At 70.6% G+C, this 21,021-nt stretch carries 23 protein-coding genes and 1 pseudogene; 7 read left to right on the top strand and 17 right to left on the bottom strand.

Annotation, left to right across the window (positions count from 1 at the left end):
* Positions 1-3 precede the first annotated feature (3 nt).
* From J8M50_RS43495 to J8M50_RS43480, 4 genes and pseudogenes are all read right to left on the bottom strand, one after another.
* Entirely contained in the window at positions 4-642 is a 639-nt protein-coding gene (locus J8M50_RS43495) for a nucleoside/nucleotide kinase family protein (RefSeq protein ID WP_010352793.1), read from the bottom strand.
* 56 nt (positions 643-698) lie between these two features.
* Positions 699-2,282, bottom strand: coding sequence for an alpha/beta hydrolase (locus tag J8M50_RS43490; RefSeq protein WP_040836081.1), 1,584 nt, complete (start codon positions 2,280-2,282; stop codon positions 699-701).
* 127 nt (positions 2,283-2,409) lie between these two features.
* A pseudogene (locus tag J8M50_RS43485) lies at positions 2,410-2,532 on the bottom strand (threonine dehydratase); the annotation flags it as partial.
* Positions 2,533-2,671: 139 nt separating this feature from the next.
* Complete coding sequence (locus J8M50_RS43480) at positions 2,672-3,781, bottom strand: ABC transporter substrate-binding protein (protein ID WP_010352795.1); 1,110 nt, start codon at positions 3,779-3,781, stop codon at positions 2,672-2,674.
* A 161-nt stretch (positions 3,782-3,942) separates the two neighbouring features.
* On the opposite strand from J8M50_RS43480, the gene J8M50_RS43475 reads away from it, so the two are divergent.
* Positions 3,943-4,431, top strand: a complete 489-nt coding sequence (locus J8M50_RS43475; protein ID WP_010352796.1) for a MarR family winged helix-turn-helix transcriptional regulator — start codon at positions 3,943-3,945, stop codon at positions 4,429-4,431.
* On the opposite strand, the gene J8M50_RS43470 is transcribed toward J8M50_RS43475, so the two are convergent.
* From J8M50_RS43470 to J8M50_RS43440, 7 genes are read right to left on the bottom strand one after another with little or no spacing between them, the layout of a single operon-like run.
* Complete coding sequence (locus J8M50_RS43470) at positions 4,418-5,068, bottom strand: gamma-glutamyl-gamma-aminobutyrate hydrolase family protein (protein WP_010352797.1); 651 nt, start codon at positions 5,066-5,068, stop codon at positions 4,418-4,420. The two genes, J8M50_RS43475 and J8M50_RS43470, sit on opposite strands and share 14 nt — an antisense overlap.
* Positions 5,065-6,564: an aldehyde dehydrogenase gene (locus J8M50_RS43465; protein WP_370516648.1), complete on the bottom strand. Its 1,500-nt coding sequence runs from the start codon at positions 6,562-6,564 to the stop codon at positions 5,065-5,067. The genes J8M50_RS43470 and J8M50_RS43465 overlap by 4 nt, the downstream gene beginning before the upstream one ends.
* Positions 6,565-6,572: 8 nt before the next feature.
* A complete protein-coding gene (locus J8M50_RS43460) occupies positions 6,573-6,938 on the bottom strand; it encodes a cupin domain-containing protein (protein WP_010352799.1) in 366 nt (121 codons plus the stop codon).
* Positions 6,938-7,786 (bottom strand): fumarylacetoacetate hydrolase family protein, encoded by an 849-nt coding sequence (locus tag J8M50_RS43455; RefSeq protein WP_010352800.1) that lies wholly within the window; start codon positions 7,784-7,786, stop codon positions 6,938-6,940. Before J8M50_RS43455 ends, J8M50_RS43460 begins: the two co-directional genes overlap by 1 nt.
* Before the next feature lie 25 nt (positions 7,787-7,811).
* A complete protein-coding gene (locus J8M50_RS43450) occupies positions 7,812-9,080 on the bottom strand; it encodes a glutamine synthetase family protein (RefSeq protein ID WP_010352801.1) in 1,269 nt (422 codons plus the stop codon).
* Positions 9,070-9,843: an HpcH/HpaI aldolase family protein gene (locus tag J8M50_RS43445; protein ID WP_010352802.1), complete on the bottom strand. Its 774-nt coding sequence runs from the start codon at positions 9,841-9,843 to the stop codon at positions 9,070-9,072. The genes J8M50_RS43450 and J8M50_RS43445 overlap by 11 nt, the downstream gene beginning before the upstream one ends.
* Positions 9,840-10,730, bottom strand: a complete 891-nt coding sequence (locus tag J8M50_RS43440; protein ID WP_010352803.1) for a DODA-type extradiol aromatic ring-opening family dioxygenase — start codon at positions 10,728-10,730, stop codon at positions 9,840-9,842. Before J8M50_RS43440 ends, J8M50_RS43445 begins: the two co-directional genes overlap by 4 nt.
* A gap of 88 nt (positions 10,731-10,818) precedes the next feature.
* Between J8M50_RS43440 and J8M50_RS43435 the strand changes: the two genes are divergently transcribed.
* A complete protein-coding gene (locus J8M50_RS43435; RefSeq protein WP_223786429.1) occupies positions 10,819-11,394 on the top strand; it encodes a helix-turn-helix domain-containing protein in 576 nt (191 codons plus the stop codon).
* A 74-nt stretch (positions 11,395-11,468) separates the two neighbouring features.
* On the opposite strand, the gene J8M50_RS43430 is transcribed toward J8M50_RS43435, so the two are convergent.
* Genes J8M50_RS43430 through J8M50_RS43415 form a run of 4 tightly spaced genes read right to left on the bottom strand, consistent with a single transcriptional unit; the run spans position 11,469 to position 15,296 of the window.
* Positions 11,469-12,536, bottom strand: a complete 1,068-nt coding sequence (locus tag J8M50_RS43430; RefSeq protein WP_050987196.1) for an ABC transporter ATP-binding protein — start codon at positions 12,534-12,536, stop codon at positions 11,469-11,471.
* 2 nt (positions 12,537-12,538) lie between these two features.
* On the bottom strand, positions 12,539-13,333 hold the full coding sequence (locus tag J8M50_RS43425) for an ABC transporter permease (RefSeq protein WP_010352806.1): 795 nt from the start codon (positions 13,331-13,333) through the stop codon (positions 12,539-12,541).
* Positions 13,330-14,235, bottom strand: coding sequence for an ABC transporter permease (locus tag J8M50_RS43420; RefSeq protein WP_010352807.1), 906 nt, complete (start codon positions 14,233-14,235; stop codon positions 13,330-13,332). Before J8M50_RS43420 ends, J8M50_RS43425 begins: the two co-directional genes overlap by 4 nt.
* Complete coding sequence (locus J8M50_RS43415; RefSeq protein WP_063748048.1) at positions 14,232-15,296, bottom strand: ABC transporter substrate-binding protein; 1,065 nt, start codon at positions 15,294-15,296, stop codon at positions 14,232-14,234. The genes J8M50_RS43420 and J8M50_RS43415 overlap by 4 nt, the downstream gene beginning before the upstream one ends.
* A 446-nt stretch (positions 15,297-15,742) precedes the next feature.
* Between J8M50_RS43415 and J8M50_RS43410 the strand changes: the two genes are divergently transcribed.
* The gene (locus J8M50_RS43410) at positions 15,743-16,342 is read left to right on the top strand and encodes a TetR/AcrR family transcriptional regulator (RefSeq protein ID WP_010352809.1); all 600 of its coding nucleotides are present in this window, start codon (positions 15,743-15,745) and stop codon (positions 16,340-16,342) included.
* Positions 16,343-16,394: 52 nt separating this feature from the next.
* Positions 16,395-17,174 carry a response regulator transcription factor gene (locus tag J8M50_RS43405; protein ID WP_010352810.1) on the top strand — a complete coding sequence of 260 codons (780 nt, stop codon included), beginning with the start codon at positions 16,395-16,397 and terminating at the stop codon, positions 17,172-17,174.
* Between the two features lie 27 nt (positions 17,175-17,201).
* On the opposite strand, the gene J8M50_RS43400 is transcribed toward J8M50_RS43405, so the two are convergent.
* Both J8M50_RS43400 and J8M50_RS43395 read right to left on the bottom strand, forming a co-directional pair.
* Positions 17,202-17,900: a GNAT family N-acetyltransferase gene (locus J8M50_RS43400; RefSeq protein ID WP_010352811.1), complete on the bottom strand. Its 699-nt coding sequence runs from the start codon at positions 17,898-17,900 to the stop codon at positions 17,202-17,204.
* Complete coding sequence (locus J8M50_RS43395) at positions 17,897-18,817, bottom strand: NADP-dependent oxidoreductase (protein WP_010352812.1); 921 nt, start codon at positions 18,815-18,817, stop codon at positions 17,897-17,899. The genes J8M50_RS43400 and J8M50_RS43395 overlap by 4 nt, the downstream gene beginning before the upstream one ends.
* Positions 18,818-18,977: 160 nt before the next feature.
* Between J8M50_RS43395 and J8M50_RS43390 the strand changes: the two genes are divergently transcribed.
* From J8M50_RS43390 to J8M50_RS43380, 3 genes are all read left to right on the top strand, one after another.
* A complete protein-coding gene (locus J8M50_RS43390) occupies positions 18,978-19,583 on the top strand; it encodes a sulfite oxidase-like oxidoreductase (protein ID WP_010352813.1) in 606 nt (201 codons plus the stop codon).
* On the top strand, positions 19,576-20,322 hold the full coding sequence (locus J8M50_RS43385) for a ferredoxin reductase (protein WP_010352814.1): 747 nt from the start codon (positions 19,576-19,578) through the stop codon (positions 20,320-20,322). The genes J8M50_RS43390 and J8M50_RS43385 overlap by 8 nt, the downstream gene beginning before the upstream one ends.
* A gap of 73 nt (positions 20,323-20,395) precedes the next feature.
* Positions 20,396-21,016: a histidine phosphatase family protein gene (locus J8M50_RS43380; protein ID WP_010352815.1), complete on the top strand. Its 621-nt coding sequence runs from the start codon at positions 20,396-20,398 to the stop codon at positions 21,014-21,016.
* Positions 21,017-21,021 lie beyond the last annotated feature (5 nt).

Raw genomic sequence — 21,021 nt, 5'->3', positions numbered from 1 at the left:
CCCTCACGGCGCCGGGAGTTGGGCGGACGTCAGCACCAGATCCGCCCGCTCCCGCGTCCCCGCCACCAACTCGGCGTTGCGCTCGTCACTGCCCAACACCCAAGCCACCGCGTCCTCGTGGCTCTTCCCGAACTCCTCGTGCCGCGCCACGAGCCGCCGCACCCGCTCCTTCTCGTCCGGCGCGCAGAACCACACCTCGTCGAGCTCGGCCCGGACCCGTACCCACGAACCGGCGCCCAGCAGAAGGTAGTTGCCCTCCGTGACGACGAGCCGCGCGGTGGGCGGCACGGGAATCGCACCGGCGATCGGCTGCTCCAGAACCCGCTCGAACCCGGGCGCATACACCAGCTCCTCCGACGTCCGAAGCCGCTTCAGCAGCGCCGCGTACCCCGCCGCGTCGAACGTCTCCGGCGCCCCCTTCCGGTCCCGCAACCCCAGCCGGTCCAACTCGACGTCGGCGAGATGGAACCCGTCCATGGGAACGTGCGCCGCGACCGGCCCCAGATCCCGCACCAGCCGCTGCGCGAGCGTCGTCTTCCCGGCCCCCGGACTCCCGGCGATCCCGAGAATCACCCGGCGCCCGGGGCGGACGAGAGCGGCGGCCCTGTGCACCAGCGCGCCATAAGTCAAGGAAGAGGTCATGGGACCAGTGTCGCGGGGGCCGGTCCCGAATCCGTCCGGAACCGGCCCTCTTGTCATCAGTACGCCGGTGTGCCGACCAGCTCGGGCAGCGGATTGACCAGCGCACCCTTGCGTTCGGGCGCGGGTTCCACCGGCCAGACGGCCGGGCAGTGCGTCCCGGGACGCGGCGTCCTCAGCGTCAACAGGTACGTGTCGATGGCGTCCCGCGCGCACGGGCTGAGCCAGTAATCCCCGTGCCCGGCACCGTCGTACGTCAGCAGCACGGCCTCCCGCCCGATCTGCCGCGCGGCGTTGGTCCCCCAGGCGTACGGAGTGGCCGGGTCGAAGCGGCTGTTGGTGAGGAGGATCGGCGGCGTGCCGTCGACCTTGAGCGGCCGGGGCGGGTTCGTGACCTTGGCCGGCCAGTTCTGGCACGAGGCCATGACCGTCCAGCCGAGCGGGCTGAGCCGGGTGACGGGGGCGACGCGGGACAGTGCCTTCTTCTCCCTCGCGAGCGTGCCGTACGAGGGGACGCCGAACCGGTAGTCCTGGCACATCACCGCCGGGAACGGGTACGGCATCGGCTCGCCGAACGCGGCGACGCGGCGGGCCGTTCCCTCGGTCGGGTCGTCGATGTCGCGGAGCAGGTCGGCGAGTTGGAACCAGGACGCCGGGTCGTACAGGAACCCGATGACGGTCACCTGGACGTCCTGCGGCCTGAGTTGGATCCCGCCCGGCAGCTCCAGCTCACCGGCCTCGGCGCGCCGGTACAGCGAGTCGAACAGGGCGCGGGCATCACGGCCGTACAGCTCGCAGGCGGGCGTACGGGCGCACCAGTCGGCGAACTGGCCGTAGACCTCCTCCATCCCGACGGCCTCGGTCCGCTGGAACGCCGAACGGCCGAGGCTGTGGTCCATGTTGGAGTCGAGGGCGAGCGCGCGGAGGCGGTGGGGGTAACGGGCGGCGTACTGCTGGCCGATGGCCGTGCCGTAGGAGACGCCGTAGTAGCTGATCCTCCGCTCGCCGAGGGCGGCGCGGATCGCGTCCATGTCCTGGACGACGTTGTCGGTGTCCATGTGGCGCAGGAGGGGGCCGGTCCGGGCGAGACAGTCCTTGCCGAGGGCCCCGGTGGCGGCGCGCAGGGCGGCGAAGTCGCGGGGACTGCCGGGGTACAGGAGCGGGTCCTGTTTCAGGATGAGGTCCCAGTCGCAGGTCGCGGGGTGGCTGCGGCCGACGCCGCGCGGGTCGAAGCCCACGATGTCGAAGCGGGCGAGGAGTTCGGGCGAGAAGGAGGACGGCGCGCTGAAGGCGAAGTCGACGCCGGAGCCGCCGGGTCCGCCGGGGTTGATGAGCAGGGGGCCGATGCGGCGGGCCGGGTCGGTGGCGCGGTGCCGGTTGAGGGCGAGGTCGATGGTCGCGCCCTTGGGCTTGGCGCGGTCCACCGGGACCTTGAGGGTGGCGCACTCGAATCCGCCCGTGCCGTCGGGCGCGGTACAGGGTTTCCAGGCTATTCGCCCTGCTGCCGCCTCGGTTAAACCGACCGGCGCCGCCATGGCCGTTGTCCCGCCGAGGAGTTGGCCCAGCAGAGCGGCGGCGAGGGCACCGACCGCGAGAACGCGACGGGTTCTTGTGCGGTGACTATGCGAATGCTGTGTGCTCATGTCGGCCATTGTCGGCACCCGCCCACGCCCCAACGGGCCTTTCACGACACGGGAGTTGTGTGAATCCCGGAAAACCTCCCCGGCCTCAGAAGTGACTGATGCCACAAGCGAGACGCGCCCGTTCCGTTTTTGCCACATGCCCCACGCCGGTGGCCAGCGCCCCGCCACCGAAAGCAATCAGGACGGCGCCGAACGACGGCACGTTGTCCACCAGTTCCAGGCCGATGGTCGCCGCGCCCTCGCAGGTCAGCCGGAGCGCGCCGGAGACGCTACGGACATGACTCCTCGAACTTCACAGCCGTCAAGGACACTGGCTGCCCCGGAGATAATGCTGGACATCGCCCCTCCCGGCGCCGTCCGACGAGGCGGGAAAGACGGCCGACCAGATGTCAGCGGCGGCCGGGGTGCAGTCCCAGCCAGCCCGGGGACGGTGCTCCGGTGACCTCGCCGACGTAGAGGGTCAGCTGCTGCCGGAAGCGTTCGACGAGGGCGCGGTCGGCCATGAACGTGTCGAAGCCGTCCAGGTTGGCGTTGGGGTAGTCCCAGATGGGGCGGTAGCCGCTGTGGGGGGCGACGTCGGTGCGGACGGACCACATGTAGAAGTCCGACTGGGTCTGCTTGTCGAGCCACCAGTTCAGGTACAGCTTGGCGGCGGCCGGGTGCTTGGCGTTCTCGAAGATGGCGGCGCGCTGGGCCCAGGCCATGAAGGGGTCGCTCTTCGGCAGGACGAAACGGGTCCTGACCCCGTCGGCCGGGGTCAGCATGCCGTCGGTGCCGAGGGCGACGGCCGCGGTGCCGGCCTCGACCCGGTCCGCGGGTTCCTGGGTGCCCCGTACCCAGGCGATGTCCTGGGCGACGAAGCGGCGCAGCCAGTCCCAGCCGTACGTGTCGACGATGACCTTGTAGAGGTAGAGGACGGCGTCGTCGTCGTTCGGGAACGTCGAGACGATCTTCCCCTTCCAGCGGGGGTCGAGGAGGTCCCGGGCGGAGGCGGGCGCGGCGGCCCCGGTCTTGTCGACGTTGTAGATCGTGGAGAAGGCGTCGACGAAGATGCCGGTCCAGGCGCCGTCGGGGTCCTTGAAGGCGGGGTGCACGCGGGAGAAGCCGGCCGGCTTGTAGCAGCGCAGTACGCCTTCCCGCTTCCAGCGCGGGAAGTCCTGCAGCGTCTGCAGCTGGACGACGTCGGGGACGAGGGTGCCGGTGGTGAGCTGGTTGTCGATGCGGGCATCGTGGAACTTGCTGTAGTCCACGACGATGTCCAGCGTGATGCCGGGGAACGCCTTCTCGAAGGCGGCCTTGTTGCCGTCCTGCTGGGTCGGGGTGTCGCCGCCCGCGTAGACGATCAGCGAGCCGCCTTCCGCCTTCGCCTCGCGGTACAGCTGCTCCAGGCTCTTCGTCTCCTCTCCGCGTCCCGTGGCGTGCGCCGTTCCGGCGCCCAAGGCGCCTGCGGCGGCGGTGAGTGAGCCTGCGACGAGTACCTGACGTCGTCCGAGTGGCATGGGGGGTGGTCCCTTCGGTGCGGTGCGGTGCGGTGTGATCGGCTACAGGGAAAGTATCTGCAAAGGCAGCTATATTTCAAGCTTCAAGAACCGAATAACATGCTGTTTATTTGTATAAATACTCAACTATCGGGCACAAATATTGCTGTAGGTTCAGCTTTATGAGTGAGTTTCTGAACGATGAGGCAGTCGTCCTGTACGGCGACATCCTGCGCCTGACCGACGCTTTCGGTGGACGGGCCGATCGCACGATCCGCGAGGCCGCCGGGCTCGGCGGCTCCGAGTTCGAGGTGCTGCTGCGTCTGGCGCGGCATCCGCAACGCCGTAGCACCAGCGCCCGCCTCGCCGAGGACCTCTCCTTCACCTCCGGCGGCCTGACCCGGCTGATCGCCCGGATGGAAGAGGCCGGGCTGATCACCCGGCACCCTCACCCCGAGGACCGCAGGGCCTCCCTCCTGGAGGCCACCGAGAAGGGCAACGACCTGCTGGAGCGTGCCCTCGCCGCACACGTCCCGCAGATGACCGCCGACCTGATGGAACCGCTCACCGTCATCGAGCGGCTGATCCTGCGCGAGCTGGTGACCAAGCTGCTCGCCCACTCGACGCGCGGCACGGTCGCCACTCCTGCCGGGCCGCTCAAGCAGCCCTGATCAGCTCTTCGAACAGGGCTTGGTTCGCGGGGTCGTCCGCGGCCGTGTCCTCGGGGTGCCACTGAACACCGAGGAACCAGCCCTCGGCACCGCGCAGCTCCACGGCCTCGACCGTGCCGTCCGCGGCCCCGGCGACGACGCGCAGACCGGTGCCCAGCTCGTCGATCCGCTGGTGGTGGTAGCAGGAGACGACCACCTTCTCGCCCCGGAACACGACCGGGTGCACGAGGTGCCGGTGGTCGGGCTCCATATGCTGTTGCAGCGTGCCGCCGAGGGCCACGTTGACCACGTGCAGGCCACGGCAGATCGCCAGCAGCGGCATCCCGGCTCCCAGCGCGTGCCTGGCCACGGCCAGGTCGAAGGCGTCCAGTTCTTCACTCACGTCGTAGACGGCCTCGTGTACGGTGCGCGCACCGTAACGATGCGGTGCCAGATCACCGCCGCCGGGCAGCAGCACGGCGTCGCACCGGCTCATCCGTGCTCCGATCCGGTCCGTGTCGGCGGGATGCATGATGAACGGTTCCCCGCCCGCCCGGTAGACGGCCTCGACGAGGGCCTGCGCGGCGACCTCGGCGGAGTACCGCAGGGCCGAGGAGGTGGCGGCCACGCGGGCGGGGACGGCGACGAGTGGTCTCACAGCCGAATCCAGGTGGTCTTGAGCTCGGTGTACTTCTCCAGGGCGTGCAACGACTTGTCCCGGCCGTTGCCCGATTGCTTGTAGCCGCCGAAGGGCACGTCGAGGCCGCCTTCCTCGTAGCAGTTGATCCAGACGGTTCCGGCCTTGAGCTGGCGCCCGACCAGGTGCGCGGTGGACAGGTCCGAGGTCCAGAGCCCGGCGGCCAGGCCGTAGTCGGTGTCGTTCGCCAGGGCCACCGCCTCGTCGGTCGTGTCGAAGGTCAGCACCGACAGGACGGGGCCGAAGATCTCCTCCCGGCTGAGCCGGGAGGCGGGAGCGACCTGGTCGAAGACGGTGGGTTCCAGGTAGAGGCCGCCCGGTGAGAGCCCGCCGGTGCGCAGTCGGGCGCCTTCGGGATCGGAGAGGTACGTGCTGATCGTGGCGAACTGGCGGGCGGTGGCGATCGGGCCCATCTCGGTGGCCGGGTCCAGCGGGTCGCCGATCCGCAGCGACCGCGCCCGTTCCACGACGGCCGACACGACCCGCTCGGCGACGGAGGTGTGGACGAGCAGCCGGGAGGGTGCGGTGCACATCTCCCCGGAGTTGAAGAAGATGCCCCAGGCCGCGGTGGCCGCCGCCGTGTCGAGCGAGGGCGCGTCCGGGAAGACGATGTTGGGCGACTTGCCGCCCAGCTCCAGCCAGACGCGCTTGAGGTTGGAGTCGGCCGAGTAGCGCAGGTAGTGGCGGCCGACCTCGGTGGACCCGGTGAACGCCACGACGTCGACGTCCGGGTGCAGGCCGAGGGCCGTGCCGGCGAGCTTGCCCTGACCCGTGACGACGTTGAGGACTCCCGGCGGCACTCCGGCCTCGGACGCCAGCTCGGCCAGGCGGAGCGCGGACAGGGGCGTCTGCTCGGAGGGCCGCAGCACCACCGTGCAGCCCGCCGCCAGAGCCGGGGCGATCTTCCAAGTGCCGAGTGTGAGGGGGAAGTTCCACGGCACGATCGCGGCCACCACGCCGATGGGCTCACGGGTCACCAGGGCAAGCGCGTCGGCACCGGCCTGCGGGATCTCGCCGGCCGGCCGGCCGACCAGCGAGCCGTAGTACCGCAGCGTGTCGACGACCGCGCGCAGCTCGATGCCGAACGCGTCGGAGATCGGTTTGCCCATTTCCAGGCTGATGAGCAGCGCCAGTTCGCAGCGGTGGGTCTCCACCAGTTCGGCCAGTCTGAGCAGGACGCCGCCGCGTTCGAGTGGGTCGAGCCGGGGCCACGGGCCATGGTCGAACGCCCGCCGGGCGGCTGCCACCGCCCGGTCGACGTCCTCCTGTCCGGCGTCGGCGACCTCGGCGAGCACCGACTCGTCGCGTGGGGAGATCACCGGGTACGTCCGCCCGGAGAGGAACAGTTCGCCGCCGTCGACGTGGTGCCGCGTCGGTGGGCCGAGGGTCGCGGCCAGGGCTTTCCAGTCCGTGTGCGTCATTCCTGCGGCCGTGGCGTCCGGTATGAGGTCTGGCATGAGTTCGGTCATGAATGTGGTGCCTCGTCGGTCCATTCCGTCGCTCCCCAGGTGAAGCAGAGCAGCGTGGCGTCCTGGCCCGGCGCGGCCCCGTGCCAGTGCCGTTCACCTGCCGGGGCCTCGACCAGCGTGCCCGGCGCCAGGACGACGCCGGACCGGTCGTCGGTTCCGACGACGCCCGTGCCGCGTACCACGTAGATGAGCTGTCCGCCCGGGTGGGCGTGCCAGCAGGTGACGGCGCCGTCGGTGAATGCCACCAGGGCGACGTCGGGTTCGCCTTTCGCGGGCGCCGCGCGCAGCATGCTGAGACGGACGTCTCCGATGAATTGCCCGCCGTACACGCCGGTGGGTTCGCTCTCGCCGATGACGCGCATCACTTCACCACCGCACGGTTGCGCATGACACCGACGCCTTCGACCTCGGTCTCGACGAGGGTGCCGTCGCGCAGGTAGAGCGGCGGCGTCCGGGCCTCACCGACGCCGCCGGGCGTGCCCGTCCACACCTGGTCGCCGGGCTCCAGGGTGACGAACCGGGTCAGCCAGACGAGCAGGCGCGGGACGGAGAAGATGAAGTCGCTGGACCTGGTGCGCTGTGTCTCCTGGCCGTCCACCCGGCCGATCAGCCCGATGTCGTCACGGTCGGACAGTTCGTCCGGGGTGACCAGGTACGGTCCGGTGGGACCGAAGGTGTCGTACGACTTGGCCATGGAGAACTGCTTGACCGGTGGGCGGAACTGCTCCTCACGGTCGGAGATGTCCTGGCCGGCCGTGATCCCGGCCACCACGTCCCAGGCCTCCTCCTCGGTGAGCCTGGTGCACCGGCGGCCGATGACGAGCACGATCTCGGCCTCGTAGTCGATCATCTCGCGCCCGGAGGGGACGACGATCTCGTCGTACGGGCCGGTGATGCTGCTGGGGAACTTCACCATCACGTGCGGCTCGTCCGGGATGGCCTTTCCGGACTCCTCGGCGTGGGTGCGGTAGTTGAGCGCGAGGGCGATGACCTTGCCGGGCTTGGGCACGGGCGGCCCGAGCAGGGCCTCGTCCAGCACCGGCAGAGTGGCGGTGGCCGTGGTGGTGAGGGCGCGGAGTTCCTCGTGGTGTGCCAGGTCGCTCAGGACGGCCGGATCCGAGGTGAGCCGGCCGTTGGTGGCGGTCTCGATGTCGAGCACCCGGTTGTCGACGATGATCGCCGCTCGGCCGTTGACGTTCGCCAGTTTCATGTGTGGTGTCCTTTCTCGGCGCAGGTCAGGCCCTGCGGATGTAGTGGTCCCATTCCCAGTCGGTCACGGTGCGCTCGGAGCGTTCGATCTCGTCGTTCTTGAGTCCGATGAAGACACTGACGAGCTCGGGTGCCAGGGCCTTGCCGAGCACGTCGTCGGCGGCGAGCGCGTCCAGCGACTCGCGCAGGGAACGGGGGAGGGGGTCGGGGTTCTCCCGCGGTCGCAGGTCGTTGTCGATGCCGTCGATGCCGGCCTGGATGATCGCGGCCAGCAGGAGGTAGGGGTTGGCGCTCGCGTCGCCGCCGCGGACCTCCACCCGGGTCGCCGCTCCCCGTTCCCTGGGGATGCGGAGGTAGCAGAAGCGGTTGTCGTCGCCCCAGGAGGCGGTGGTCGGGGTCAGGCTGCCCGGGACGAACCGCTTGTAGGAGTTGACGGTCGGGGAGGCGAACGCGCTGATGGCCCGGGCGTGCGACTGGATACCGCCGATGAAGGCGCGGCACAGGTCCGAGACGCCGTCGTCGTCGGAGGCGAAGGCATTGACACCGTCCCGCCACAGCGACAGGTGGACGTGCATGCCGCTGCCCTCTCCGTCGGTGAAGGGCTTGGGCATGAAGGTCGCGGTGAGTCCTTCTCCCCGGGCGAGTTCCTTGACCGCGATCTTCAGCAGGAACATGTTGTCGGCCGCGGTCAGCGCGTCCGCATGATGCATGTTGATCTCGAACTGTCCCGGGGTGAACTCCCGGTTGGCGCAGGTGACGGCGACACCGAAGTCCATCAGGGAGCGGTGGAGGCGCCCGAACGCGCCGTCCGGGTCGACCTCCCGCCCGATCATGTACGACGTTCCGTGCATCGAGTACGGCAGCCGCCCGTCGTCCCCGTGGAGGAGGTAGAACTCGGGCTCCGGGGCTGCCACGGCGTCGAGGCCGCGCTCCTTCAGCGCCGCGCAGGCATCGCGCAGCACGGTACGGGAGCACAACCGTGACGGACCCTCCTCGACCAGGTCGGCCAGGAGCCAGACGGCGTCCGGCTCCCAGGGCGGCCGGCGCGCCGTGGCCCGGTCGGGGACGGCGAGCAGATCGGGGTGCGTCTTCTGGTCGGGGAACTCCTCGCCCTCCAGAGGGATTCCGGTGAGTCCTTCGATCAGGCTCACCTTGGAGTACCCCACGCCGTGGAGCAGGGAGGGCAGGAGAGAGGCGGGGAACTGCTTCGAGCGCTCCCGGCCGAAGAGGTCCGGGTGGATCAGCCGGAGCACCCGTGGATCCGGGAGCGGCTCGTTGGCCGGGTCACGTGACATGGGCGCTCTTCCTGTGCGGGAGTCGGGTGTGCTCGGTTGCCGTGCGGACGCTGCCGGCGATGTCCCTGCTCGCGCTCGTGAGAAGGGCCACGTCGCTGCGCAGGCTGACCAGGGTGTAGCCCTGGGAGATCCGGTGCTGTGCCTCGGCGGCCGAAGAGGTCTGGATCGCAGCCGCGATGCCGTGGCGGCGACACGCGTCCGCCACGCGCTGGATCGCGCCGTCGTGCACCGGGTCCTCCACCCGGTGGTCGGCGGGCAGCCCGAGGCTGATCGCCAGGTCCGTGGGTCCGACGAAGACGCCGGTCAGCCCGGGGGTGGCCGCGATGGCGTCCACGTCGGCCACTCCTTCGGCGGTCTCCACCATGGCGAAGCAGCCGACGGGTTCGGCGGCGCGCCCGGTGTGGAGCAGTCGGATCGGCCCGTAACTGCGCCTGCCGTGCGGCAGATAGCGGCAGCCGGCCACCGCCGAGGCGGCCTCGGCGGCCGTCGACACCATGGGGACGACGACGGCCCGGGCGCCGAGGTCGAGGGCCCGGCCGATGCAGGCGTGGTCCCCGGAGGCGACCCGTACGATCGGCAGGGCGCCGGCGAGTTCGACCGCGGTGATCAGACCGTGCAGGGCACTCTCCGCGAACAGCCCGTGCTGGGCGTCGATCAGCAGGAAGTCGTAGCCGCAGCGGGCGTGCAGTTCGGCGCTCTCGGGCGAGGGCAGCAGGACGAACGACCCCAGCGCGGCCCGGCCCTGGGGCAGGGGGACGGTCATGACCGGCCGGTCCAGCCCGACTCGGGCCGGTCGAACCACAGGTGTACCTGCCCGGTGCCGAGCGCGTTCTCGTACTCGCCGAACTGCCGGGCCGCAGCCGTGCATTCCGCTCCGCCCAGCGCCCCCGCCAGCATGAGGTAGTGCGCGAAGCCCGCCTCAGGTCTGAAGGCGCGGAACTCGTCCATCGTGGCGAGCACCTTCCCGTGGTTTCCCTCCTGGAACCAGGCGATCCGTTCGAGGTCGGCCCGGGCGGCCTGCGGCGTCCTGATGTGCTCGATCGCCGCGGCGGTGTGCAGCGGCGTCTGCCGCAGCGGCCAGAAGGCGTGGGAGAGCGCGCCCGAGGCGATCACGAGGACCTTGCGGTCGGTGCGCTCCACGGCTGTCGCCAGCGCTCGACCGACCCGGAGGTGGTCCTCGGCCTCGCCGGTCTGGCACACCCCGATGGAGACCCACCGCTTGTCGGCCAGGCCGCGGCCCAGGTAGTGCCAGAGGTTCACCGTGGCGTAGTGGGTGGGCAGGTAGGGGTCGTCGATGCCGGTGATCCAGGCGTCCTGTTCCGTGCCGGCGCGGACCAGTTCGCCCGCCAGCTCCGGGTCCCCGGGCCAGTCGTAGGGGATGCGGCACATGCCGCGTGGCAGTTCGTCGGAGGTGAACAACCCCGCGCGGCGGTCATGGGCGGTGACCACGAACTCCACCGTGGTGGCCCAGTGACTGTCCATGACCACGACGGTGTCGTAGTCGGCGACCTCGAAGACTTCCCGGCGCAGCGCCTGGAGCCCGGTGACAAGAGTGATCTCCTTGCCGTCGTTCTCCTCTAGTCGCGCCTCGTGAGGGAGCATGATCAACGGCACGTGTGCCAGCAGCCCGGCTCCGACGATCTCGCCCATCGCAGCTCTCTTTCTCGCTCGTTGGTTACTAAAGTGGAACGTTCGTATTCGTAAAAGGGACGGTGTAGGTATGGGGTACCGTGCTCACGTGACCAAGCTGGGTACGACTCTCGCGGAGAACGTGCGGCGCCTTCGCGAGGCCCGCGGCCTATCGCTGAATCAGCTCGCCGAGCGCTCCGGCGTGGCCAAGGCGACGCTTTCCAAGGTGGAGCGTGAGAACACCAACCCCACGTTGGACACGATCACGGCGATCGGGGAGGCGCTCGGGGTGGACCCGATCAGCCTTCTGCGGTCCGAGGAGCCGAGCGGTGTGGAGGTCGTGCGGGCCAACGAGGGTCTGGACATCTCCGACTCCGCCTCCATCGGCCGGGTGGTCAAGAGCACCCTGGTGGGTTCCGTCTTCATCGAGATCCACCACCAGATCTTCCGCTCGGGCCACTCCGAGACCTCGATGTCCCATGGCAAGGGCGCCCGGGAACACGTCTTCGTGCGATCCGGGAGCATTCAGGTCGGCCCGTTGGAACAGCCGGCCATCATTTCGGCGGGTGACTACGCCAACTACGCCGCTGACGAGCCGCACCGGTGGGTCGTGCAGGGCAAGCGCGACGCCGAGGTGTGGATCGTGCACACCATTCCGCACCCCGCCGGTCACATCGTCACCTGAGTTCCGGCGCGTATGCGGGCGAGGAACGCCTCGACGCGGGATGTCCCGGAGGGAGCCGCGCACCGCGAGCACCCTCATGACGACGCCTCCGCCGGGACCACCACACCGTGGTCGGCGGGCCAGCCGACCTGGACGACGTCGCCCGGCCGCAGGCCGCCGTCGGCGATCGCGGCGGGCTGTCTGACCGTGAGGGTGCAGCCGGGAACATCCACGAGCACACGCTGCGATGCCCCGAGGTAGACGACCTCGGCCACGGTCCCCTTCACCCGGTTGCGCTCCGGCGCGGCCGTGGACACCGACAGCTTCTCCGGCCGGACGACCACCGAGACGCGGTCACCGTCGCGCAGCGAACGCGCGGCCACATGCGCCCGATCCACCTGGATACGACCGCTGGGACAGGAGACCTCGCCCTTCTCCAGGGTCCCGGTGAGAACGTTGGAGTCGCCCATGAAGGTGGCGACGAAGAGCGACGTCGGCCGCTCGTAGAGATCACGACCGGTGCCGAGCTGCTCGATCCGCCCATGGTTGTAGATCGCGATGCGGTCGCTCATGGCCAGCGCCTCGTCCTGGTCGTGCGTCACGTACACCACGGTCATGCCGAGTTCACGGCTGATCCGGGTGATCTCGACCTGGAGCGCTTCGCGCAGCTTCTTGTCCAGCGCACCGAGCGGCTCGTCCATGAGCAGCAGCTTGGGCTCGAACACGATGGCCCGGGCCAGTGCCACCCGCTGCTGCTGGCCACCGGACAACTGGGCCGGCTTGCGGTCGCCCAGCTCCGCCAGCTGAACCCGTTCCAGCGCCGCCTCCACGCGCCGGCGCGCGGCGGTGCGGTCGACCTTCCGCATCTTCAGCGAGAAGGCCACATTCTCGGCCACCGTCATGTGGGGGAACAGGGCGTAGTGCTGGAAGACCATGCCGATGTCCCGCCGGAACGCCGGAACCCTGGTGAGTTCCCGGCCCGAGAGGACCACCGAGCCCGCGTCCGGCTCGGTGAACCCGGCGATCATGCGGAGCGTCGTGGTCTTGCCCGAACCCGACGGCCCCAGGAACGAGACGAACTCGCCTTCTGCCACGTCCAGCGACACCGAGTCCACCGCGACGAAGTCGTGGTAGGTCTTCCTGACCTGAGTGAGGGACAACATGGTCACGTCCTCGTCCTCCGGGAGTCGATCCAGCGGAACAACATGATGAAGAGCAGGCCCAGCGTGCTGAGCGCCACCAGCAGGGTGGAGACCGCCGCGACGGTCGGATCGCTCTCCAGCCGGATCCGCGACCACATCTGCACCGGCAGGGTGGTGTATGTCGGACTGGTCAGGAAGATCGAGACGATGAGCTCGTCCCAGGAGGTCACGAAGGCGTAGACGGCACCGATCGTGATGCCCGGGGCGAGGCCCGGCAGGATGACGTGCCAGAAGGTCGCCGGCCGCCCCGCACCCAGGCTCGCTGCCGCCAGTTCGAGCGCCGGGTCCAGGGTGCGCGCGCTCGCCGACACGGTCACCACGACCAGGGGGAAGGCCAGGACCGTATGGCCCAGGACGAGCCCGGTCAGCGTTCCGGTCAGCCCCGACCTGGACATCACGGAATAGAGCGCGATCGCGGTGATCACCGTGGGGACGATCGCGGGCCCCAGGGTGAGGGCGTTGAGCAGACCGACACCGCGGAACCTGCCACGTACCAGGGCCAGTCCGGTCGCCGTTCCGAGGACGACCGACAGCAGTACTGTCCACAGCGCGATCCAGAGACTGTGCAGTGTCGCCTGCTGCCACTGCACGTCGGCGAAATACCGCTCGTACCACTGAGTGTCGTAGCCCGGCGGCGGGAACTCCAGCAGGGCGCCCGACGTGAACGACATGGGGACCAGGACCAGGCTCGGGGCCGCCAACAGCGCTGCCACACCAAAGGTGACGACGGCCAGCGGAGCCTTGCGCAGCGCGTTCATCGCTCCACCTCCGTCGAGACGAGGTCACGGATGCGGACGAACCTACTGCCCACGGCGAGGACGGCGAACGTGGCCAGGAGCAGCACCACCGCCACGGCGCTGGCCGTGCCGAAGTCCGACCGCGTCTGGACGAGGTCCACGATGAGAGTGCTGATCATCGTCGACTCCGGCCCGCCCAGGATGGCCGGAGCGATGTAGAAGCCCAGCGACAGGACGAACACGAGCAGGCAGCCGGCGTACACGCCGGACAGGGTGAGTGGCAGGAAGACCCGGAAGAACGCTCGCACCGGGGAGGCACCCAGTCCGGTCGCGGCCCGGACGAGTTCCGGATCGACGCGGCGCATGGCCGAGTACAGCGGAAGGATCATGAAGGGAAGCAGGATCTGGGACATGCCCACCGTGACCCCGAAACTGGTTCTGATCAGTGGGACGGGATCGTCGATCAGATGCGCGCGCATCAGCAGCTTGTTGATCAGGCCGCTGTCCTGGAGCCAGATCTGCAGGGCGAAGGTGCGTACGAGGAAGCTCGTCCAGACGGGCAGCAGGACGACCGCGATCAGCAGTGCCTGCAAGGCCGGTCTGGCCCGAGCCATGACATAGGCGAACGGGTAGCCCAGCAGCACCGACGTGAGGGTCACCAGCGCCGCGACCCGGAAGGTGCGCAGCAGGGTCTGCCAATAGAGGGGGGTGTCGATGAACACCCGGTACACCTGGGGCGAGGGGTCGGTGAGGCTCCGCCGGACGATCTCGATGAGCGGGAAGCCGAACATGACCAGCAGGAACAGCGCTCCGGGCAGCGCCACCCACAGCCATCCGTCGGTACGGCGCCGCGGTCGACGGGCGGCCGGGGCGGGCGTCTCGATCGCCGGCTCGGCCGGAATGGCGGTCTGCTGCGCGCTCATGACTGCAGCCAGGTCTGGAACCCGTCGCCGACCTCGTCGAGGTTCTTGTCCCACCACGCGTCGTTCTGGGCCGCAGATCCTTGCAGATGGCTGGACGGCAGCCAGGAGACCATCGCCGCGTCCGCGGCGGCCTTCGCGTCGGCGGTGCCCGGACCCACCGGGTAGTAGGCGGAGATGGCACCGTTGCGTTTCGGCGAGGTGATCCAGTCGATCAGTTTCATCGCCTCGGCGGTGTGCCTGCCGCCCTTCGGCACGACCAGGTAACTGCCGAAGACCATTTGCTGGTTCCACTGGATCGCGACCGGCTTCTTCGAGGTCACGGCGAGGTTGTAGGCACGCGGGGACCAGATGCCGCCCATGACCACCTCGCCGCTGCTCACCAGTTGCTCGGACTGTGTGCCGGTCTCCCACCACACGATGTCCTTCTTGATCGTGTCCAGTTTCTTCAGAGCCCTGTCCACATCCAGCGGATACAGCTGATCCGCGGGCACTCCGTCGGCGAGCAGCGCCGCTTCCAGCGCTCCGGAGCCCACGGACTTGGGCAGCGCGCGCTTGCCGGGGAACTTGGCGGTGTCGAAGAAGTCGGCCCAGTCCTCGGGCGTCCCGGAGACCTTGTCGGTGTTGTAGGCGAGCGTGAGCGCGCTGGTGTTCTCCGCGATCCGCCACCGGGTGTTGGTCAGGCCGCGCAGCGGAGTGGCGCAGGCCGTCACCCGGGCGCAGTCGATGGGGGTCAGGTACTTCGACTGGCTTTCCATGCCGTAGTCGCCGTTGACGTCCACGACGTCCCAGCCGACGTTCCCGGCTTCCGTCATCGCCTTGATCTTGCCGTAGTCCACGGGGCCGGTGACGAGCACCTTGATGCCGGGGTTGGCCGCCTGGAAGCCGTCGATCCAGGCTTGCTTCTGCGCGGCCTCGTAAGGGCCGCCGTAGGTGGCGAAGGTGAGGGTGACGGAGCCGTCGGCCGCTCCGTTCGCCGCCCCGCCGCAAGCGCCCACCAGGAGCGCGCTCAGCACTGTTCCCACGGCGGCGATGGCGCGTGAGCGCCGGACAGATCGAGACATCCTCATGACGGGCCTCCTGGGCCGGGGGTGGGCCTTCCGAGGCCCTGAGGGGAGGTGTGCGCTCGGCGCGAACGCCATGTCTGTATCTTTTAAGAGCATGCGTAGCGTATTTCAAGAAACAACGACTGGGCAAGAGGGCCGTCGAGATCCGCAGCATGGATCATGTGGCGAGTGCCCGGGCGAGCCGGGAGGGGGGAAACGCCGCCTGGCCGGCGTTCCGGGCGGCTTCGTGAATCAGGCCGCGCAGCCGACACCTCCAGGAGCCCGACGGGCACGACCTGTTGCCGGCACCCGCCCACGCCCCAACAGGCCTTTCACGACACGGGAGTTGCGTGAATCCCCGAAACCTCTCCCGCCCCGGAAGTGACTGATGCCACAAGCGAGACGCGCCCGTTCCGTTAGCGGCGCGACTAGCCTGAGGCCGTTCACGCCGAGGAGGGGTGCCCATGGCCGTCCGCCGCACCCGGATCACTCCGCTGCGCGCCGCCCAGGTGTACGAGGCCGTACTCGCCCTGCTCCGCGAGGTCGGGTACGAGGCCCTCACCATGGAGGCGGTCGCCGCCCGTGTCCGCGCCGGGAAGGCCACGCTGTACCGGCAGTGGGGCAGCAAGCCCCAGCTGGTCGTCGCGGCTCTCGGCCAGCGCGTGCCGCTGCGGATCACCGAGATCGACACGGGCTCGCTGCCCGGGGACCTGTACGAGGTCATCGACCGGGTCGGTGACGAGGCCCTGTCGCGCGGCCCCGCCCTGCACCTCGGCGTCGGCAGCGCGATCCTCGGCAACCCCGAACTGCGGTGCTCGCTGCGCCAGTCGATGCTGGAGCCCGCGCTGGCCGACCTCGCCACGCTGCTCCGGCGCGCGGTGCGGCGCGGCGAGGTCCCCGCCGACTGTCCGGCCCTCGACCTCGTCCCCGGGCTGCTGCTGAGCGTCATCCTCGCCCGGCCGCTGCTCGGCGAGGAACCGCTGACCGTCGTCGAGATGCGGCGCCACCTGGACGCGCTGGTGTTCCCGGCGCTGGGCCTGCACCCGGCCCTGACCGGCCCCTGAGACTCCCCCGCCCCCACAGACAGCTCCGCCCGGAGTCACCAGGAGAAACACCATGCACGTACTCCTCGTCGAGGACGATCCCGAGATCGCCGGCCCCCTCGCCCGCGGCCTCGCCCGATACGGCCACGACGTCCACTGGGTCGCCACCGGGCAGGAGGCGCTGCTCGCGGGCGGCGACCCGGAGATGGTCCTCCTGGACCTGGGGCTGCCGGACATGGACGGCCTCGACGTGTGCCGCCGGCTGCGGGCCCGCAGCGAGGTGTCCCTCATCATGATCAGCGCGCGGAGTTCGGAGACGGACAAGGTCGTCGGCCTGGAGCTGGGCGCGGACGACTACGTCGTGAAGCCCTTCACCGTACGGGAGTTGATCGCCCGTATGCGCGCGGTACAGCGCAGGCGCCTGGCCCCGCCACCGGCCGCCGCCGTGCCCCGGCCCACCGCCCCTGGTGCGACCCCCGGTTCTTCAGCCCCCGGTCCGGCCTCCGGTGTCGTCATAGGCCTCCCCCGCCGCTCCCTGGACCGCTACGGCCGCCTGTCCATCGACCGGCTCGCGCACCGCACGTACCTCGACGACACGGAGATCCCGCTGAGCCCGAAGGAGTACGCGCTCCTCGTCTACCTCGCCGACCGCCTCGACGCCCTCGTGACCCGCGAGGACATCATGGCGGCGGTGTGGGACAGCAACTGGTTCGGCCCGACGAAGACGCTGGACACGCACGTGTACGGGCTGCGGCACAAGCTGGGGGACGCGGTGTGCATCGAGGCGGTGCGGGGCGTGGGTTTCCGGCTGGCGGTGCGGACCGGGGCCCCCGCACACCAGCCGGCGTCCTGACCGCCGGTCACACGGACTGCACCTCGATCACACGGACTGCGCCTCGGCCGCCCGCAGAGGCCGCGCGGCGAGGAACGCCGTACGCCGCCGCAGGCTGAACCCGAGCGACTCGTAGAGCCGGATCGCGTTCGTGTTCCCCGCCCCCGTATGCAGAAACGGCACCTCCCCACGCTCCCGGATGCCGTGCGCGACCGCGAGGACGAGCCGCGTGGCCAGGCCCTGCCCCCGGTACGCCGGGTCCGTGCACACGGCGCTGATCTCCGTGTACCCCGGCGGGTGCAGCCGCTCCCCGGCCAGCGCGACGAGCGCGCCCTCGCGGCGGATGCCGAGGTAGGTGCCGAGTTCGATGGTGCGCGGCAGGAACGGGCCGGGCTGGGTACGGGCCACCAGGTCCAGGATCTCGGGGACGTCGGCGGCGCCGAGCCGTACGGCCTCCGGGTCCGGCGCCGCGTCGAGCCCGTCGTCGACGAGCTGCACGCCCTCGACCTGGAAGGTGACCTCCCACCCGGCGGGCACGTCACCCCGGTAGCCGGGCAGCGGCACCTCGGCGCCGGGCCCGGCGAGCGCGACGAGGTCGGCCCAGTCCCGCGCGTCCGGCTCCTCCGGCAGCGCGAGCCAGGGCGAGACGTCGACGGGGTACCGCAGCACCCGCCCCCTGCGCTCGGCGAACCGCGCGTGCGGCCCGGTCAGGGAGTGCAGCGCCGGATTGTCCAGTACGTGGCTCACGCCGCTCCCCCGATCTCGATCACGACCTTGCCGCGGGCGTGCCCGTCCTCGACGCTGCGCAGCGCTTCCCCGGCGTCGTCGAGGGAGAACCGCGCGGTGACGTACGGATCGAGGGCGCCCCGCACGACGAGGTCGGCGACCGCTTCCAGTACGGCCGCGTTGCGGGCCCGCGTGACGCGTGCCCCGCCCAGCGCGGCGACGGCCTCCTCGGAGGCCCCGGCCGTGATCAGCCTGCCCGGCCCGCTGACCAGTCCGGCCGCCTGCTCCAGCACTTCGCCGCCGACAAGGTCGTACACCGCGTCGACGGGACCGGGCACCCGCGAGGCCCAGTCGGGGCCGGACGGCACGTGGAGCGCGCCCAGCGACTCCAGGAACTCCTTCTTCGCGGCGCTCGCGACGCCGACCACCTTCAGGCCGAGGGCGCGCGCGATCTGGACGGCGGCCACGCCGACGCCGCCGCCCGCGCCGGCGATCAGGAGGGTCGCGCCGGCGGGGAGGGCGAGCTGGTGGACGCCGTCGTAGGCGGTCGCGGCGGCCACGGGGAGGGTCGCGGCGTCGGCGAAGGACAAGGCGGCGGGCTTGTGGGCGGCGATGGCCACCGGGAGGATCGTCTCCTCGGCGTAGCCGCCGGTCAGGGCCGTGCCGAAGACCTCGTCGCCGACGGCGAACCCGGTCACCCCCTCGCCGAGCGCGGTCACCACGCCGGACGCCTCGCTGCCGAGGACCGACGGGAAGACGCGCTCGCCGGTGTCGCCGGGGCGGCGCAGGCCCGCGCGGAGTTTCCAGTCGACGGGGTTGACGCCGGCCGCGCGGACGGCGATCAGCAGTTCGCCGGGGCCCGGGGCGGGGCGGTCGAGGTCGATGAGGGCCTGGGTCTCCGGGCCTCCGTGGCGGGTGAAGACGTACGCCTTGGACATGGCTCCCTCTCTACGGCTCGTCTGTGTCATCCCTCACCAAGAACCCCAGGTGGGAGGGTATTCCCGGGCGCCGCGAGCGTTCATACGGACGTAATGATCGGCCGCCGCGCGCGCCGCGTATCGTGGAGGCCGCACGAACGTTTCTCCGAGACAGGCACCCATGAACGTCACCCGAGGATTCGCCGGGCGCCCCCGCGTCCACAACCCGGGGCTGCCGCCCGGCCAGTACGACGCGGGCGACGACTGGCCCGTCCTGTCCGCCGAGGTCACGCCGGACCTCGCGCCCGCCGACTGGACGTTCCGGGTCGACGGCCTGGTGGCGGAGCCGCGCACCTGGACCTGGCAGGAGGCGCAGGCGCTGCCCGGCTCCGAGTACCGGGGCGACATCCACTGCGTGACGAGCTGGTCCAAGTTCGGCGTCCGCTTCGGCGGGATCTCGCTGGACGCGTTCCTCGCGGCCGTACGCCCGGACAGGGCCGCCACGCACGCGGTCGCCTACTCGCACACCGGCTACACGACGAACCTGCCCCTCGCGGACCTGACCGGCGGCAAGGCGTGGATCGCCTTCACGTACGACGGCCTGCCGCTCGCGGCCGAGCACGGCGGGCCCGCGCGGCTGCTGGTGCCGCACCTGTACTTCTGGAAGAGCGCGAAGTGGGTCGCGGGCATCAGGCTCCTCGACCACGACGAGCCGGGGTTCTGGGAGCAGAACGGGTACCACGCGCGGGGCAACCCGTGGGAGGAGCAGAGGTACTCCGGTGACTGAGCAGACGTTCGAGACCCGGTTCGCCGTGCCCGGCCGTATCGCCGTGTCCAACCGCGCGGCGGCCGTCTGGCAGACGGCGACGCTGACCGAGGTCCGCCGCGAGACCCCGTACGCGGCGACGTTCCGGTTCGCCGTGCCCGCCTGGGCGGGGCACCTCCCCGGCCAGCACCTGATGCTCCGCCTCACCGCCGAGGACGGCTACACCGCGCAGCGCCACTACTCGCTCGCCTCCGCGCCGGACGCCTCGGGCCACATCGAGCTGACCCTCGACCACGTCGAGGACGGCGAGGTCTCGGGCTGGTTCCACACGGTCGCGAAACCCGGCGACCAGGTCGAGGTGCGCGGCCCGCTCTCCGGCTTCTTCGCCTGGCCCGGCGACCGCCCCGCGCTGCTGATCGGCGCGGGCTCCGGGGTCGTCCCGCTGATGTCGATGGTCCGCCACCACCGGGCACACCAACTCGACGTACCGCTACGCCTGTTGGTGTCCGCGCGCAGCCCCGAGGAGCTGATCTACGCGGACGAGTACGGCACGGAGACGACGCCGGTGTTCACCCGCAGCGCGCCCGAAGGGTCCCCGGTGGGACGCCTCAACTCATCCCACCTGGAACCCCTCTTCACCGACGGCACCGCCTGGGAGGCGTACGTCTGCGGCTCCAACGCCTTCGCCGAGCACGCCTCGCGGCTGCTGGTCGACGCGGGCCAGCCGGTCGACCGGATCAGGATCGAACGGTACGGCTGAGCAAGGTCAGTTGACGCAGCGGGGGTGAGGTTCGACATACCGGTACGCACCGGCCCGCGTCCATACTCCCCCCATGCGCCTCCTGCTGATCCGCCACGGCCAGACCCCCTCCAACCTCACGCACCTCCTGGACACCGCCGAGCCCGGACCAGGACTGACCCCCTTGGGACAGGAACAGGCGCAGGCGCTCCCCGCGCTGCTGGCCGGCGAGCGGATCGACGCCCTCTACGCGTCCACGCTCCGGCGCACCCAGCTCACCGCGGCGCCGCTGGCCGCCGCGACGGGCCTCGACGTCCAGGTCCGGGACGGCATCCGGGAGGTGATCGCCGGGGACCTGGAGATGCGCGGCGACGACGAGGCCATCGCCCTCTACCACGCGGCCGTCTTCGCCTGGCCCTGCGGGGACACGGAACACCGCGTCCCGGGCGGCGAGAACGGGGTCGAGGCCCTCTCGCGGTTCGACTCCGTGGTGCGGGAGGCCGCCGCGTCGGGAGCGGACACGGTCGCCATGGTCAGTCACGGCGCCGCGATCCGCATGTGGGTGGCGGCCCGCGCGGAGAACGTCGACGCGGACTACGCGCTGCGTCATCCCCTGGCGAATACGGGCGTCGTCACCCTGACCGGGTCGCCGGACGCGGGGTGGCGGGTCCTGAGCTGGGAGGGCATGCCGGAGCCGGAATTGGCTGGCGGGTGATCGCG

This window comes from Streptomyces acidiscabies (genome assembly GCF_020010905.1).
GTDB lineage: Bacteria > Actinomycetota > Actinomycetes > Streptomycetales > Streptomycetaceae > Streptomyces > Streptomyces acidiscabies.
The sequence above is the reverse complement of the archived record's forward strand: the minus strand, read 5'-3'. Positions and strand labels throughout refer to the sequence as shown.